This is a genomic window from Streptomyces sp. NPDC004134 (genome assembly GCF_042874195.1).
GTDB lineage: Bacteria > Actinomycetota > Actinomycetes > Streptomycetales > Streptomycetaceae > Streptomyces.
Window position 1 is genome coordinate 347,218 of sequence record NZ_JBIAMS010000003.1, and the last position, 14,294, is coordinate 361,511.

11 protein-coding genes are annotated in these 14,294 nt (G+C 76.7%); 9 read left to right on the forward strand and 2 right to left on the reverse strand.

Features of this window, described 5'->3' with window-relative positions; genetic code table 11:
* The first annotated feature begins 31 nt into the window (after nt 1-31).
* The 7 genes from ACFYVJ_RS06765 to ACFYVJ_RS06795 all read left to right on the forward strand — a co-directional run bounded on the left by ACFYVJ_RS06765 (nt 32) and on the right by ACFYVJ_RS06795 (nt 8,631).
* On the forward strand, nt 32-1,132 hold the full coding sequence (locus ACFYVJ_RS06765; protein ID WP_388887218.1) for an ADP-ribosylglycohydrolase family protein: 1,101 nt from the start codon (nt 32-34) through the stop codon (nt 1,130-1,132).
* The gene (locus ACFYVJ_RS06770) at nt 1,129-2,529 is read left to right on the forward strand and encodes an ADP-ribosylglycohydrolase family protein (protein WP_388887219.1); all 1,401 of its coding nucleotides are present in this window, start codon (nt 1,129-1,131) and stop codon (nt 2,527-2,529) included. Before ACFYVJ_RS06765 ends, ACFYVJ_RS06770 begins: the two co-directional genes overlap by 4 nt.
* The gene (locus ACFYVJ_RS06775; RefSeq protein WP_388887221.1) at nt 2,529-3,743 is read left to right on the forward strand and encodes an ADP-ribosylglycohydrolase family protein; all 1,215 of its coding nucleotides are present in this window, start codon (nt 2,529-2,531) and stop codon (nt 3,741-3,743) included. Before ACFYVJ_RS06770 ends, ACFYVJ_RS06775 begins: the two co-directional genes overlap by 1 nt.
* Nucleotides 3,740-5,239, forward strand: a complete 1,500-nt coding sequence (locus tag ACFYVJ_RS06780; RefSeq protein ID WP_388887223.1) for an ADP-ribosylglycohydrolase family protein — start codon at nt 3,740-3,742, stop codon at nt 5,237-5,239. The genes ACFYVJ_RS06775 and ACFYVJ_RS06780 overlap by 4 nt, the downstream gene beginning before the upstream one ends.
* Entirely contained in the window at nt 5,236-6,150 is a 915-nt protein-coding gene (locus ACFYVJ_RS06785) for a ribokinase (RefSeq protein WP_388887225.1), read from the forward strand. Before ACFYVJ_RS06780 ends, ACFYVJ_RS06785 begins: the two co-directional genes overlap by 4 nt.
* An 88-nt stretch (nt 6,151-6,238) precedes the next feature.
* On the forward strand, nt 6,239-7,528 hold the full coding sequence (locus ACFYVJ_RS06790; RefSeq protein ID WP_388887227.1) for a CaiB/BaiF CoA transferase family protein: 1,290 nt from the start codon (nt 6,239-6,241) through the stop codon (nt 7,526-7,528).
* The gene (locus ACFYVJ_RS06795; RefSeq protein WP_388887229.1) at nt 7,525-8,631 is read left to right on the forward strand and encodes an HpcH/HpaI aldolase/citrate lyase family protein; all 1,107 of its coding nucleotides are present in this window, start codon (nt 7,525-7,527) and stop codon (nt 8,629-8,631) included. The genes ACFYVJ_RS06790 and ACFYVJ_RS06795 overlap by 4 nt, the downstream gene beginning before the upstream one ends.
* A gap of 83 nt (nt 8,632-8,714) precedes the next feature.
* On the opposite strand, the gene ACFYVJ_RS06800 is transcribed toward ACFYVJ_RS06795, so the two are convergent.
* Nucleotides 8,715-10,940 carry an NADP-dependent isocitrate dehydrogenase gene (locus ACFYVJ_RS06800; RefSeq protein ID WP_388887231.1) on the reverse strand — a complete coding sequence of 742 codons (2,226 nt, stop codon included), beginning with the start codon at nt 10,938-10,940 and terminating at the stop codon, nt 8,715-8,717.
* 193 nt (nt 10,941-11,133) lie between these two features.
* On the opposite strand from ACFYVJ_RS06800, the gene ACFYVJ_RS06805 reads away from it, so the two are divergent.
* Nucleotides 11,134-11,838, forward strand: coding sequence for a DUF2993 domain-containing protein (locus ACFYVJ_RS06805; protein ID WP_388887233.1), 705 nt, complete (start codon nt 11,134-11,136; stop codon nt 11,836-11,838).
* Between the two features lie 18 nt (nt 11,839-11,856).
* Here the strand turns inward: ACFYVJ_RS06805 and ACFYVJ_RS06810 are convergent, their stop codons facing one another.
* The gene (locus tag ACFYVJ_RS06810; protein ID WP_388887235.1) at nt 11,857-12,252 is read right to left on the reverse strand and encodes a hypothetical protein; all 396 of its coding nucleotides are present in this window, start codon (nt 12,250-12,252) and stop codon (nt 11,857-11,859) included.
* 549 nt (nt 12,253-12,801) lie between these two features.
* Here ACFYVJ_RS06810 and ACFYVJ_RS06815 point away from each other — a divergent pair.
* Nucleotides 12,802-14,241: a GuaB1 family IMP dehydrogenase-related protein gene (locus ACFYVJ_RS06815; protein WP_388887237.1), complete on the forward strand. Its 1,440-nt coding sequence runs from the start codon at nt 12,802-12,804 to the stop codon at nt 14,239-14,241.
* Nucleotides 14,242-14,294: the final 53 nt, after the last annotated feature.

Genomic DNA, 14,294 nt, shown 5'->3' on the forward strand with positions numbered 1-14,294 from the left:
AGAGCACGAACAGCACCATGAGCACCGCACGATGAGCACAGCAGCCGGCCCCGAACCGCCCGTCCGTCCCACCCCCGCCCACGCCGCTCCGGTCCGCCTGCGCCCCGTCGCCCGCGGCGCCGGGCACGCCGCCCCGACCGCCCGCGACCGGGCCCGCGGCGCCATGCTCGGCCTCGCGGTCGGCGACGCCCTCGGCGCGCCCGTCGAGAACATGAAGCCCTCGCAGATCCGCGAGCGCTGGGGCCGCATCGAGGACTTCGTGGCCGCCGCCCCGGCGGGCACGGACGACACCGAGTACGCCATCTTCTCCGGGCTGCTGCTCGCCGAGCACGGCGCGCGCCTCAGCCTCGCGCACGTGGAGTCCGCCTGGCACGAGCGCATCGCCGATCTCGACGAAGGCCCGTTCCGCGGCGCCGGGTTCAGCGAGCGCGGCACCCTGGAGAACCTGCGCCGCGGGCTGGCCGCCCCGATCACCGCGCAGCACCGGCACGCCTGGAGCGACGGACTCGCCATGCGCGCCGCCCCGTTCGGCGTCTTCGCCGCCGGCCGCCCGGCGGAGGCCGCGCGGCTCGTCGCCATCGACGGCACGGTCAGCCACGAGGGCGAGGGCATCTACGGCGGCCAAGCCGTCGCCGCCGGGGTGGCCGCCGCCATGGCCGGCGACTCCCCGGATGTCGTCGTGCAGGCCGCCCTGTCCGTCATCCCCGAGGACTCCTGGACCGCGCGCTCCCTGCAGCGCGCGGTCTCCGCGGGCCGCCGCGCGCGCCGCGCCCCCGGCGCCACGCCGCTGAGCGTCGAACGCGCCGTCCGCTCCTCGGTCGTCATCGGCGGCTACCCCTGGTCGGACCTGGCGCCGGAGGCCGTCGGGCTAGCCCTCGGCGCCTTCGCCGCCACCCGCGGCGACTTCGCCGGCTCCGTCCTCGCCGCCGTCAACATGGGCCGCGACGCCGACACCACCGCCGCCGTCGCCGGCGCGCTGGCCGGCGCGCTGCGCGGCGAGTCCGCCATTCCCGAAGCCTGGGCCGCGGCCATCAAGCCGGTACGCGGCACGTGCCTGCCGTCCATGGCGGGACACCACGTGCTCGACATCGCGGACCGGCTCGCCCCCGCAGACGAGGAGGTCGCCTCATGAGCGCACCGCTGCCCAGGTCCCGCCGCGCCCCGGAGTCCGGGGCGGCGCGCGACGCGTCGGGTGCGCCGGACGGCGCCGCGGGGGGCGCGGCCCGTACGGGCGCGGCCGCGGGTGCACCCGCGAGCCCCGCCGAGGGCGCGGAGCGTCCCGTCGTCGCCGCCCCGCGCGCGGAGCGGCCCGCCGCCGGACCGGGTGCGCCCGCCGCCGGACGTCCCGGCGCCGCCGCCGGCTTCGCCGAGGCGGGCGGCGACCTGCGGCGCGTGGAGGGGCTGCTGCTGGGCATCGCCGCCGGTGACGCCGCGGGCTGGCCCGCCGGCCGGCACCGCGCCGCGCGGATGCCCGAGTGGACCCGCCGGCTCACCCGCGAGCTGGACACCTTCGCCGAGCAGAACGCGACGACCACCCTGCCGGTGCCCATCGCGCTCAACCAGCCGCCCGAGCCGCTGCGCCTGGGCCCGTCGGACGACGCGGAGTGGGCCGCGTTCACCGCGTACGCCGTGCTCTCCGCCGGCAGCGGGCTGCACACCGACCTCACCTCCGACCGGCGCGTCCGCTCCGCGCTCACCCTCGCCTGGAGCGCGCTGGCCGACGAGGTCGCGGTCGCCGCGGAGCGCGCGGACGAGATCGAGTCGGCGGAGATCCCGCTGCGCGCCCGTATCTCCGTACGGGCCGGGCTCGGCAACCTCGCCGCCGGCCTGCGCCCGCCCGCCACCGGCCACGACAACCCGCACTACTTCGACGACGCCGCCTGCGTACGGGCCGCCGTGCTCGCCGCCGTCCACCCCGGCGACCCGGAACGGGCCGCCGACCTCGCCGAGTTCGACGCCCGCTACACCCAGGACGGCGACGGCGTGCACGGCGCCCGCGCCACCGCCGCCGCGATCGCCGCGGCGCTCGGCGGCCGGCCCGTCGACGCCTGCGTGGACGCCGCCCTCGCCCAGTTGCCCCGGGGCACCGAGATCCTGCGCAACGCCGAGCGCGCGGTGCAGCTCGGCCGCACCGCCGTCGCCACCCGCCCGGGGCTGCCGGGCAACGCCTTCGCCCTCGTGCCCGTGCTGGAGCACGAGATCGTCGACCACGTCTACAGCTACGGCATCGCCGCCGCCGAGACCGTGCCCGTCGCGCTCGCCGTCGCCACCGCCGCGGCCGGCGCCATCTCCGAGGCCGTGCCTGCCGCCGCGTGCCTCTCGCGCGTCGCCGACTCCGCGCCGGCCCTGGCCGGCGCGCTCACCGGGGCGCTCGGCGGCGCCGCCGGACTCCCCGCCACCTGGCGGGACGCCTGCCGGATCCTCTCCGGCTGCGCCCTGCCCCAGTTCGCCGGCGCCGACCTCGTCGACCTCGCCCGGCAGTTGGCCGACAAGCAGTTCAGCACTCCCGCGGAAGGACCCCTCGCCTGATGACCCCCACGACCGCTTCCGCCACGCCCGGCGACCCCGCAGCCACCGCACCCGCGACAGCCACCGGGGGGCCCGGCCTCGCCGACCGCACCGCGGGCTGCCTCGTCGGTGCCGCCGTCGGCGACGCCCTCGGCGGGCCCGTCGAGGGCTGGACCCCCGAGGCCATCGCCGAGCGCTACGGCGGCCGGGTGCGCGGCATCGTCGAGCCGTTCCACCGCGACGAGTGGCGCACCGCCCGGCCCATCGCCCCGTACCACAAGGGCGACGGGCACGTCACCGACGACACCCTCATGACCCACGCCCTCATCCGCGTCTACGACAAGGTCCGCGACCACCTCGACGCCTACGCCGTCGCCGCCCACCTCGTGCCCGACCTCATGGGCACGCCGCGCTGGATCCCCGAGCTGGAGGCCGAGGCGCTGCCGCTGCAGCGGATCTTCCTCGCCGAGAAGTGGATCGTCGCGCGGCTGCACTACGGCCACGTCGACCCGCGCGAGGCGGGCGTCGGCAACATCGTCAACTGCGGCGCGGCGATGTACATGGCGCCCGTCGGCGCCGTCAACGCCGGCAACCCCGCGGCGGCCTACGCCGAGGCGCTGGACGTCGCCGGCGCGCACCAGTCGTCATACGGGCGCGAGGCCGCCGGCGTCTTCGCCGCCTGCGTCGCCGCGGCCTTCGCGCCCGGCGCCACGCCGGAGTCCGTCGTCGAGGCGGCGCTCGCGCTGGCCAAGGACGGCACCCGCGACGCCATCGAGGCGGTCTGCGAAGCGGCCGCCGGCTGCCAGGACTTCGAGGAGGCACTGGCGCCGCTGCGCGCGGCGGTCGAGCCGTACGACACGGTGGGACCCGAATACCGCAACCCCTCGCTCGGCGCCCGGCGGCCCTCGCGGCTGCACGCGATAGAGGAGCTGCCGGTGGCCCTGGGCATGCTGCTCGTCGGCCGCGGCGACTACCGGCACACGGTCCTCGGCGCGGTCAACTACGGCCGCGACTGCGACTCGATCGCCACCATGAGCGGCGCCGTCGCCGGCGCGCTCGGCGGCACCGCGGCGGTGCCGGGGGAGTGGGCGGAGGAGGTCGCGCGGGCCAGCAAGCTGGACCTGCTCGCCCCCGCCGCCACGCTCACGGAGGTCGCACGCGAGGTGTTCGTACGGGACGTGGCGCGCCGCCGCGCCCACGAGGCCGTGTTCGACGCGCTGGCGGAGGCGTCGTGACCGCCCCGGCGGACGTGCACGGGGCGCCGCTCCGGCTGACCTGGGTGCAGCCGGAAGACCTCGTCGGCCACGAGCTGAGGCAGGCGGCGGAGGACGGCCGCGCCGCGGGGCCGCTGCTGCGCCGCTGGCTCGGCGCGGGCGGCCACCAGGCGCCGGAGCGCGCGGGCGCCTCGCCGGGCCCGCCGAAGCCGCGGCTGCGGGCCCTCGCACTGGAGCTGCTGGACGAACTGGCCGCGCTGGAGACCCCGCTGACGGACGTCGAGCCGACCGACCTGGACGAGATCAGGGCCGCCTGCCCGCGCTGGCCCGCACCCGCGCCCGGGCCGCCCCCCGGCGGCGCGTACGGGGACGCGCTGCGCACCCGGCTGCACGCCGCGTGGCTCGGCCGCGCCGCCGGGTGCGTCCTGGGCAAGCCGGTGGAGAAGGTGACCCTGGAGGGCATCCGGGCCATCGCCCGCTCCACCGGCAACTGGCCGGTGCACACCTGGTTCACCGCCGAAGGGCTCGACCCCGCCGTCGCCGCGGCGCACCCCTGGAACCGGCGCAGCGCCGCGACCTCCCTGGCCGAGACCATCGACGGCGCACCCGAGGACGACGACCTCAACTACCCGCTGCTCGCCCTGCTCCTCCTCGACCGCCACGGCCACGCCTTCACCACCGCGGACGTCGGGCAGCTCTGGCTCGACGAGCTGCCCGCGGGCCGTACGTTCACCGCCGAGCGGGTCGCGTACCGCAACCTGCTCGACGGGGTGGAACCGCCGCACACCGGCGCCTACCGCAATCCGTTCCGGGAGTGGATCGGCGCGCAGATCCGCGCCGACGTGCACGGCTGGACCCACCCCGGCGACCCGGCGGGCGCCGCCGCCGCCGCGCACCGCGACGCCGTGCTCACGCACACCGCGAACGGCGTCTACGGCGCCATGTTCGCCGCCGCCGCCCTCGCCGCCGCGGCCGGCGGCGGCACCGACGTGGACGAGGCGCTCCGCACCGGTCTCGCCGTCGTGCCGCCGCGCTCCCGGCTGGCTCGCGCCGTACGGCACGGCATCGAGCTGGCCCGCAGCGAACCCACCGGCACCCCGGAGGGGTTCGCGGCCGTCGTCGACGACCTGCACGCCGCGCACGAGGGACGGCACTGGGTGCACGTCGTCCCCAACGCCGCGCTGCTCGCCGCCGCGCTCACCCACGCGGGCGGCGACTTCACCGGCGCCATCTGCCGCGTCGTCTCCGGCGGCTGGGACACCGACTCCAACGGCGCCACCGCCGGCTCCCTCGCCGGGCTGCTGGCCGGTTCGCCGGGCGCGCTGCCGGAGCGATGGACGGCGCCGCTGCGCAACCGGCTGGCGACCACCGTCGGCGGCATGGACGGCATCGGGTTCGACGCACTCGCGGCCCGCACCGCCGCCCACGCCCTCCCCCCACCCGCTCCGGCCGGCGCCCTCGCGGCCGCCGGCACCGGACCCGTACCACCGCACGAACCCCGGAGGCCCGCACCATGACGACCACTCCCCAAGCGACGCTCGCCGTCTTCGGCAGCGTCAACATGGACCTCGTGGCGTACGCCGCCACCGCCCCGCTGCGCGGCGAGACCGTCTCGGGGCGGGAGTTCCGCACCGTGCCCGGCGGCAAGGGCGCCAACCAGGCCGTCGCCGCCGCCCGCGCGGGCGGGGCGGTGACGATGATCGGCGCGGTCGGCGCCGACGCCTTCGGCGGCGAGCTGCGCGCCGCGCTCGACGGCGCCGGCGTGGACACCGCGGGGCTGCGCACCGCCCCGGGGGCCAGCGGCACCGCGCACATCGTCGTCGACGACGACGGCGGCAACTCCATCGTCGTCGTCCCCGGTGCCAACGGCACCGTCACCGGACTCGCCCCCGGCGACGACGAGCGCATCGCGGCCGCCGGGACCCTCCTGCTCCAACTGGAGCTGCCGATCGACGGAGTGGTGGCCGCCGCCGAGGCGGCCCGCGGGCACGGCGTACGCACCGTGCTCACCCCCGCGCCCGCCCGGCCGCTGCCCGGCCGGCTGCTGGCCGCCACCGACCTGCTCGTCCCCAACGAGCACGAGGCCGCCGCGCTCACCGGCAGATCCGACCCGCACCAGGCCGCCGCGGCGCTGCTCGAGCAGGTGCCGGAGGTCGTCGTCACCCTCGGCGGCGCGGGCAGCCTGTACGCGGCGCGCGGTCAGGAGCCCGTCGTCGTGCCGGCGCTCGCGGTCCGGGCCGTCGACACCACGGCCGCGGGCGACACCTTCGTCGGCGCGCTGTGCGTGGCGTACGCCGAGGGCCGGCCGATGCCGGCGGCGCTGGCGTGGGCGGCGGCCGCCGCCGCGCTCGCCGTCCAGCGGCCGGGCGCGTCGTCGTCCATGCCGGAACGCGCGGAGATCGACCGGCTGGCGGCCGAGGGCCCGTGACCCGTGTACCGCCGCACCGCCCCGCGGGGCCACGGGCGTACGGCCCGCGCACGGCACCGCAACGCACCACCGAGGAAGGCGCGACACCATGACCGACACCCCCGCCTCCGCCGCTTCCGACGCCTCCGCTTCCGCTTCCGACGCCTCCGCTTCCGATGGCCCCGCTTCCGGCGACCCCGCGTCCCCGGCGCCGCAGGCCCCGCTCGCCGGGCTGCGCGTCCTGGACCTCGCGACGCTCTTCGCCGGACCGCTGGCCGCGACCATGCTCGGCGACTTCGGCGCCGAGGTCGTCAAGGTCGAGCACCCCGCCAAGCCCGATCCCTCGCGCGGCCACGGCCCCGCCAAGGACGGCGTCGGCCTGTGGTGGAAGCTGCTCGGCCGCAACAAGAAGAACCTCACCCTCGACCTGTCCACGCCCGGCGGCCGCGACGTGCTGCTGCGGCTGGCCGCCGGGTCCGACGTGATCGTCGAGAACTTCCGCCCCGGCACGCTGGAGAAGTGGGGCCTCGGCTGGGCGGAGCTGTCCGCGGCCAACCCCCGGCTGGTGCTCGCCCGGGTCACCGGCTTCGGCCAGTTCGGCCCGTACGCCCGCCGCCCCGGGTTCGGCACCCTCGCCGAGGCGATGAGCGGCTTCGCCGCCGTCACCGGCGAGCCGGACGGGCCGCCGACGCTGCCGCCGTTCGGCCTCGCGGACTCCGTCGCCGCGCTCTCCACCGCGTACGCCGTGATGACCGCGCTGGCCGGGCGGGAGCGCACCGGGCGCGGGCAGGTGGTCGACATGGCCATCATCGAGCCGATGCTGACGGTGCTCGGCCCGCAGCCGCTCTGGTACGACCAGCTCGGCTACGTCCAGCCGCGTACCGGCAACCGCTCCACCAACAACGCGCCGCGCAACACCTACCGCACCGCCGACGGCCGCTGGCTCGCCGTCTCCACCTCCGCGCAGTCGATCGCGGAGCGGGTGATGCGGCTCGTCGGGCGGCCCGAGCTGATCGGGGAGCCGTGGTTCGGCACCGGCGCGGGCCGGGCGGCGCACGCCGGGGAGCTGGACGAGGCGGTCGGCGGGTGGATCGCGCGGCACGACGCCGCGACGGTCGTCGCGGCCTTCGAGGAGGCGCAGGCGGCGGTGGCGCCGGTGTACGACATACGCGACGTGATGGCCGACGAGCAGTACCGGGCACTGGGCTCGATCACGGAGGTCGAGGACGAGGAACTGGGCACGGTGAAGATGCAGAACGTGCTCTTCCGGCTCTCCGAGACCCCGGGCGCGATCCGCTGGGCGGGCCGGCCGCACGGCGCGGACACCGACGCGGTGCTGGCCGGTCTCGGGCTGACCGGTGCGGAGATAGCCGGGCTGCGCGACGAGGGGGCGGTGTGAGGGCGCCGCGCGCGTCCGCCGTCGCGGCGGATCCGGCGGGCGCCGGCGGGCCGGGGGACGCCTGGGACACGTATCTCACCTGGCTGTACGTGCCGGGGGACCGGCCCGCGGTGGTGGCCAAGGCGCTGCGCAGCGGCGCGGACGTGGTGCTGGTCGACCTGGAGGACGCGGTGGCGCCCGAGCGCAAGGCGTACGCGCTGGCGGCCACCGCCGAGCTGCTGGCAGAACCGCGCCCTGGGCCGGTGCCGGTGCACGTCCGCGTCAACGCCCTGGCCGGCCCGCTGGCGGACGGCGAACTGCGCACGCTGGCCCCGCTCCCGGGCCTGGCAGGGCTCCGGCTGCCGAAGACCGGCGGCCGGGAGGAGGTCCTGCGCGTGGCAACGGCCGCCCTGACGGCCCGCGCCGGCGCCCCCGTACCGGCGCCGGCGGACCGCTCACCCGGCACCGGACCCGGCCCCGGCACCGCGGGCCAGGACGGCGAGGCCGGCACGGCGGGCCCGTATCCCGGCGGCGCCCCCGCCCACACCCCCGCGCCCGGCGGACGGCCCGGTCCCGCCGGGGCGGACGGCCTCCCCGCGCCGCCCCTCGGCCACGCCGCCACCGGCGGCGTCCCGCCCCTCTACCCGCTCCTCGAATCCGCCCTCGGCATCGAGCGCGCCTACGAGATCGCCGCCGCGCACCCCGCCGTGCGCGGCATCGCCCTCGGCGAGGCCGACCTGCGGGCCGAGCTGGGCGTCGCCGACGACGCGGGGCTGGCCTGGCCGCGCAGCCGCGCCGTCGTCGCCGCCCGGGCCGCGGGCCTCGCCCCGCCGGCCCAGTCGGTCTACCCGGACGTCGCCGACCTCGACGGACTCGCCCGCTCCTGCGCGGCCGGACGGGCCCTGGGCTTCCTGGGCCGTACGGCGATACACCCGCGCCAACTGCCCGTGATCGAGAAGGCGTTCCTGCCCACCCCGCAAGAGGTCGAACGGGCCGGGGAGATCGTCGCGGCCGCGGCCGCGGACGCCGGCGCCCTCGCGCTGCCGGACGGCCGCTTCGTCGACGCCGCCGTGGTCGCCGAGGCCCGCCGCACCCTCCGGCTGGCCCGCCGCCGCACCGCCTGACACGCCGACGCCCCGGCCGGGGGTCCGGCCGGGGCGGTGGCGGCGGTACGGGCGCGGCGCCCCGCGGGGGCGGGCGCGAGCGCTCAGCTCAGGGCCGACAGCGCCTCGTTGAGGGTCTGCGACGGACGCATGACGGCCGCGGCCTTCTCCGGGTCGGGCTGGTAGTAGCCGCCGATGTCGGCCGGCTTGCCCTGCACCGCCAGCAGCTCCTCGACGATCTTCTCCTCCCGCTCCGCCAGCGTCGCCGCCAGCGGCGCGAACGCCTCCGCGAGCTTCGCGTCCGCGGTCTGGCCCGCCAGCTCCTGCGCCCAGTACAGCGCGAGGTAGAAGTGGCTGCCGCGGTTGTCGATGCCGCCGACGCGGCGGGTGGGCGACTTGTTCTCGTTGAGGAACGTCGCCGTCGCCCGGTCCAGGGTGTCGGCGAGGACCTGGGCGCGGGCGTTGTCCGTCGTCTGCGCCAGGTGCTCGAAGGAGACGGCCAGCGCCAGGAACTCGCCGAGGCTGTCCCAGCGCAGGTAGTCCTCCTTGACGAGCTGCTGCACGTGCTTGGGCGCCGAGCCGCCGGCGCCGGTCTCGAAGAGGCCGCCGCCGTTCATGAGCGGGACGACGGAGAGCATCTTGGCGCTGGTGCCCAGCTCCAGGATGGGGAAGAGGTCGGTGAGGTAGTCGCGCAGCACGTTGCCCGTGACCGAGATGGTGTTCTCGCCGCGGCGGATCCGCTCCAGCGACAGCGCCATCGCGTCGGCCGGGGCGAGGATGCGGATGTCGAGGCCCTCGGTGCCGTACTCCGGCAGGTACTCCCGCACCTTGGCGATCAGCCGGGCGTCGTGCGCCCGGTCCTCGTCCAGCCAGAAGACGGCCGGGTCGCCGGTGGCGCGCGCGCGGGTGACGGCGAGCTTGACCCAGTCGCGGATCGGCGCGTCCTTGGTCTGGCACATGCGGAAGATGTCGCCCTCGGCGACCGGCTGCTCCAGCACGACGGCGCCGGCCGCGTCGACGACGCGTACGGTGCCGGGCGCGGCCGCCTCGAAGGTCTTGTCGTGGCTGCCGTACTCCTCCGCCTTCTGCGCCATCAGGCCGACGTTGGGCACCGAGCCCATCGTCGCCGGGTCGAAGGCGCCGTGGGCGCGGCAGTCGTCGATGACGACCTGGTAGATGCCCGCGTAGCTGCTGTCCGGGATGACGGCGAGGGTGTCGGCCTCGGCGCCGTCGGGGCCCCACATGTGGCCGGAGGTACGGATCATCGCGGGCATCGAGGCGTCCACGATGACGTCGCTGGGGACGTGCAGGTTGGTGATGCCGCGGTCGGAGTCGACCATCGCCAGCGCCGGGCCCTCGGCCAGCTCGCCGTCGAACGACGCCTTGATCTCGGCGCCCTCGGGCAGCGCGTCGAGGCCGGCGAGGATGCCGCCGAGCCCGTCGTTCGGGGTCAGGCCCGCGGCGGCCAGCGTCGCGCCGTAGCGCGCGAACGTCCGGGGGAAGAAGGCCCGTACCGCGTGGCCGAAGACGATGGGGTCGGAGACCTTCATCATCGTGGCCTTCAGGTGCAGCGAGAACAGCACGTCGTCGGTCTTCGCGCGGGCGACCTGCTCGCCGAGGAACGCGCGCAGCGCCTCCACGTGCATCACGGAGGCGTCGACCACCTCGCCGGCGAGCACCGGCACCGCCTCGCGCAGCACCTCGGTGGTGCCGTCGGCGCGGGCCAGCTCGATGCGCAGGCTGCCGTCGCGCTCGACGACCGCGGACTTCTCGGTGGAGCGGAAGTCGTCGGCGATCATGTGCGCGACGTTCGTCTTCGACTCCGGGGTCCACGCGCCCATGCGGTGCGGGTGGTTGCGGGCGTAGTTCTTCACCGAGGCGGGGGCGCGGCGGTCGGAGTTGCCCTCGCGCAGCACGGGGTTGACGGCGCTGCCCTTGACCTTGTCGTAGCGGGCGCGGATGTCGCGCTCCTCGTCGGTCTTGGGCTCGTCCGGGTAGTCCGGCAGGTCGTAGCCGTGCGCGCGCAGCTCGGCGACGGCGGCCTTGAGCTGCGGGATGGACGCCGAGATGTTCGGCAGCTTGATGATGTTCGCCTGCGGCGTCTGCGCCAGCGCGCCCAGTTCGGCGAGCGCGTCGGGCACCTGCCGGCCGGCCGGCAGCCGCTCCGGGAACTGGGCGAGGATCCGTCCGGACAGGGAGATGTCGCGGGTCTCCACCTCGACCCCGGCGGTCGCGGCGTACGCCTGGACCACCGGCAGGAACGAGTACGTGGCCAGGGCCGGGGCCTCGTCGGTGTGGGTGTAGATGATCGTCGATGCTGATTCGGTCACCGGGTGCTCCAGTCCGCGTCGCTGCTCTGCCGGATTGCTTGATATCAAGATATCCCCTGGGTGCCTGGCGCCGGACAGCGCCCTCGGCCGCGGGCCGGGTAGAGATGCGTCACACCGGGTCCGGGACCCGGAAGGCGCCCTCGGGGGACCGGATAGGCTCCCGGAACCGACACTCCCGGGGGGGACCCGTCTCATGCGCGGACTGCGAATCTTGCTGGTGGTGTGCCTTGTGCTCGGGGTGCTCTTCGTCGCCGCCGACCGGCTGACCGTCTTCATAGCGGAGGGGAAGGTCGCGGAGAAGATCCAGGCCAGGCAGGGCCTGGAGGGCAGCACCGAGGTGTCCATCAACGGCTTCCCGTTCCTCACCCAGATCTACGGCAAGCACCTCGACGACGTCGACGTCACCATGACCGGCATCCGCGCCGACCCGGCCGCCGCCGGCACCGGCGAGCGGCTGATGATCTCCGAGTTCAGCGTGGACCTCAGCGGCGTCGAACTGGACGGCGACTACGGCGGCGCGACCGCCGAGAGCGCCGAGGGCTCCGCCGTCATCACGTACGAGGCGCTGTCGGTCGTGGCCGGGCTGAAGGGCGTCAGCTTCGCCTACGGCGGCGAAGGCAAGGTGAAGGTCACCGCGAGCGCGGCGGCGCTGAACGCGCCCGAGCCGGCCGAGGTGCTCTCCACCGTCAGCACCGAGGGCGGCGACACCATCCGGCTGGAGGCGGACGAGGTCCCCGCGGCCGGCGTGCCCGGCGCCGAGGAGGCGGTGCGCGATGCCGTCGACCTCGACCGGCGGGTCGGCGGGCTGCCGGACGGCGTACGGCTGGAGATGGTCACGGCGACCGCGGACGGCATCGTCGTCGACGTGACGGGCGAAGGGATCCGCGTCGCGGGCTGACCGGGCTGACCGGGCGGCTCAGGCGAGGTTCACCAGGAAGTCGTGGCACGCCTGCTCGCAGCGGCGGCACGCCGCCGCCCGCTCGGCCGCCCCCGGCGCCTCGGCCGCCAGCCGCTCGTAGTCCTCGGCGCACGCCGCGCACGTCGACGCGCACAGCTCGACCTGGGCCCGCAGCCCCGGCGCGTCGTGCCGGCCGTGCTGCGAGAGCATCCGCGCGGTCTGCTCGCACACGTCCGCGCACCGCAGGTCCAGCCGCTGCACCGCGCCCGGCTCGGCCGCGCCCGCGGGCTGCAGGCAGGCCGTCGCGCACTCCGCGCACGCCTGCGCGCAGACGAAGCCGTCCTCGATGTAGCGGACGAGGGCCTCACGATCGAGTTCGTCGGCCGAAACGGCCACCTGGATCGCCTCTTTCACCGTGACCTTCCGCCTTTCTGCTCTCAGCCCACGGGACCGGGCTGCGGATTCGGCTCCGGCACCGGGTCGGGCCCGGGCGGCCGGGGGATCGGATCCGGCTCCGGCGGCGGCTGCGGTACGGGCCCCGGCCCCGGTCCCGGCCCGGGACCCGGCCCCGGCCCGGGGCGCGGATCCGGGCCTGGGCCGGGCGGCGCGGGGGGCGTCGGCGGCGGCATCGGCGGTACGGGGTCGGGCTCCCGGCCGGCCGCCGGGGCCCGGCGGTTCCCGGTGGTCGCTGCCGGCACCCGGGTCGGCTGCGTCGACATGTCGTCCTCCCGTGACGGGGCGTGCGTGTGTGTCCGTTGCGGTCAAGGGGGCGGGTGCCCCGCCGCACCCCGCTTCACGCCCCCGCGCCGCCAGATCCGCCCGATTGCCGCCACGGCGGAGCCGTCCGCCCGGCCGCGTGCCGCCCCGCCGCCCGGCTCCTCGTACGATCGCACCGGCCTGCCGCGGCCGGCCCGGACGATCCGTCCGGGGGCGATACAGCGGCCACGTGGGACACTCAAGTACGTGCGTTTCCTGAATGACTCTCCCGCCCCGTACGACCTCACGTACGACGACGTGTTCATGGTCCCCCGCCGCTCCGGCGTGGGCTCCCGCCAGGCCGTGGACCTGTCCTCCGCCGACGGCACCGGCACCACCATCCCGCTCGTCGTCGCCAACATGACGGCCGTCGCCGGCCGCCGGATGGCCGAGACCGTGGCCCGCCGCGGCGGGCTCGTCGTCATCCCGCAGGACATCCCCATCGACGTCGTCACCGAGGTCGTCTCCTGGGTCAAGCAGCGCGACCTGGTGCTCGACACGCCCATCGTGCTCGGCTCCCACTCCACCGTCGCCGACGCGCTGGCGCTGCTGCCCAAGCGGGCGCACGGCGCGGCCGTCGTCGTCGAGGACGGCCGGCCGGTCGGTGTCGTCACCGAGGCCGACCTGAACGGCGTGGACCGCTTCACCCAGCTCTCGGAGGTCATGTCCCGCGAGCTGCTCACCCTCGACGCGGACATCGACCCGCGCGAGGCGTTCAACCGGCTGGACGCCGCCCACCGCAGGCTGGCGCCCGCCGTCGGCCCCGACGGGCGGCTCGTCGGCCTGCTCACCCGCAAGGGCGCCCTGCGGGCCACGCTCTACACCCCCGCCACCGACGCCCGCGGCCGGCTGCGCGTCGCCGCCGCCGTGGGCATCAACGGCGAGGTCGCCGGCCGCGCCCGGCAGCTCCTGGACGCGGGCGTCGACACCCTCGTCGTGGACACCGCGCACGGCCACCAGGAGCAGATGATCCACGCGCTGCGCGCCGTGCGCGCCCTGGACCCCGGGGTGCCGGTGGTGGCGGGCAACATCGTCGCCGCCGAGGGCGTACGCGACCTCGTCGAGGCGGGCGCCGACATCGTCAAGGTCGGCGTCGGGCCCGGCGCGATGTGCACCACCCGCATGATGACCGGCGTCGGCCGCCCGCAGTTCTCCGCCGTGCTTGAGTGCGCCGCCGAGGCGCGCAGGCTCGGCAAGCACGTGTGGGCCGACGGCGGCGTGCGGCACCCCCGCGACGTCGCGATGGCGCTGGCCGCCGGCGCCTCCAACGTCATGATCGGCTCCTGGTTCGCCGGCACCTACGAGTCCCCGGGCGACCTCCAGCAGACCGCCGACGGGCGGCTGTACAAGGAGAGCTTCGGCATGGCCTCGGCGCGCGCCGTCCGCGGCCGCACGGTCGAGGAGTCCGCGTACGACCGCGCCCGCAAGGGGCTCTTCGAGGAGGGCATCTCCACCTCGCGGATGTTCCTGGACCCGGCCCGGCCCGGCGTCGAGGACGTCATCGACGCCGTCGTCGCGGGCGTGCGCAGCGCGTGCACCTACGCCGGGGCGGCGACGCTTGAGGAGTTCCACGAGCGGGCCGTCGTCGGCGTGCAGAGCGCCGCGGGGTACGCCGAGGGCAAGCCGCTGCACGCGAGCTGGCAGTAGCCGCCCGCCGGGCCCCTGCACCGGGCCGGCCGCGCCGGGAGCGGCCCGGCCGG

Coding starts and splice junctions, on each gene's coding strand:
- ACFYVJ_RS06770 (WP_388887219.1), top strand. CDS start 1,129: ATGAGCGCACCGCTGCCCAGGTCCCGCCGCGCCCCGGAGTCCGGGGCG.
- ACFYVJ_RS06765 (WP_388887218.1), top strand. CDS start 32: ATGAGCACAGCAGCCGGCCCCGAACCGCCCGTCCGTCCCACCCCCGCC.
- ACFYVJ_RS06775 (WP_388887221.1), top strand. CDS start 2,529: ATGACCCCCACGACCGCTTCCGCCACGCCCGGCGACCCCGCAGCCACC.
- ACFYVJ_RS06785 (WP_388887225.1), top strand. CDS start 5,236: ATGACGACCACTCCCCAAGCGACGCTCGCCGTCTTCGGCAGCGTCAAC.
- ACFYVJ_RS06805 (WP_388887233.1), top strand. CDS start 11,134: ATGCGCGGACTGCGAATCTTGCTGGTGGTGTGCCTTGTGCTCGGGGTG.
- ACFYVJ_RS06790 (WP_388887227.1), top strand. CDS start 6,239: ATGACCGACACCCCCGCCTCCGCCGCTTCCGACGCCTCCGCTTCCGCT.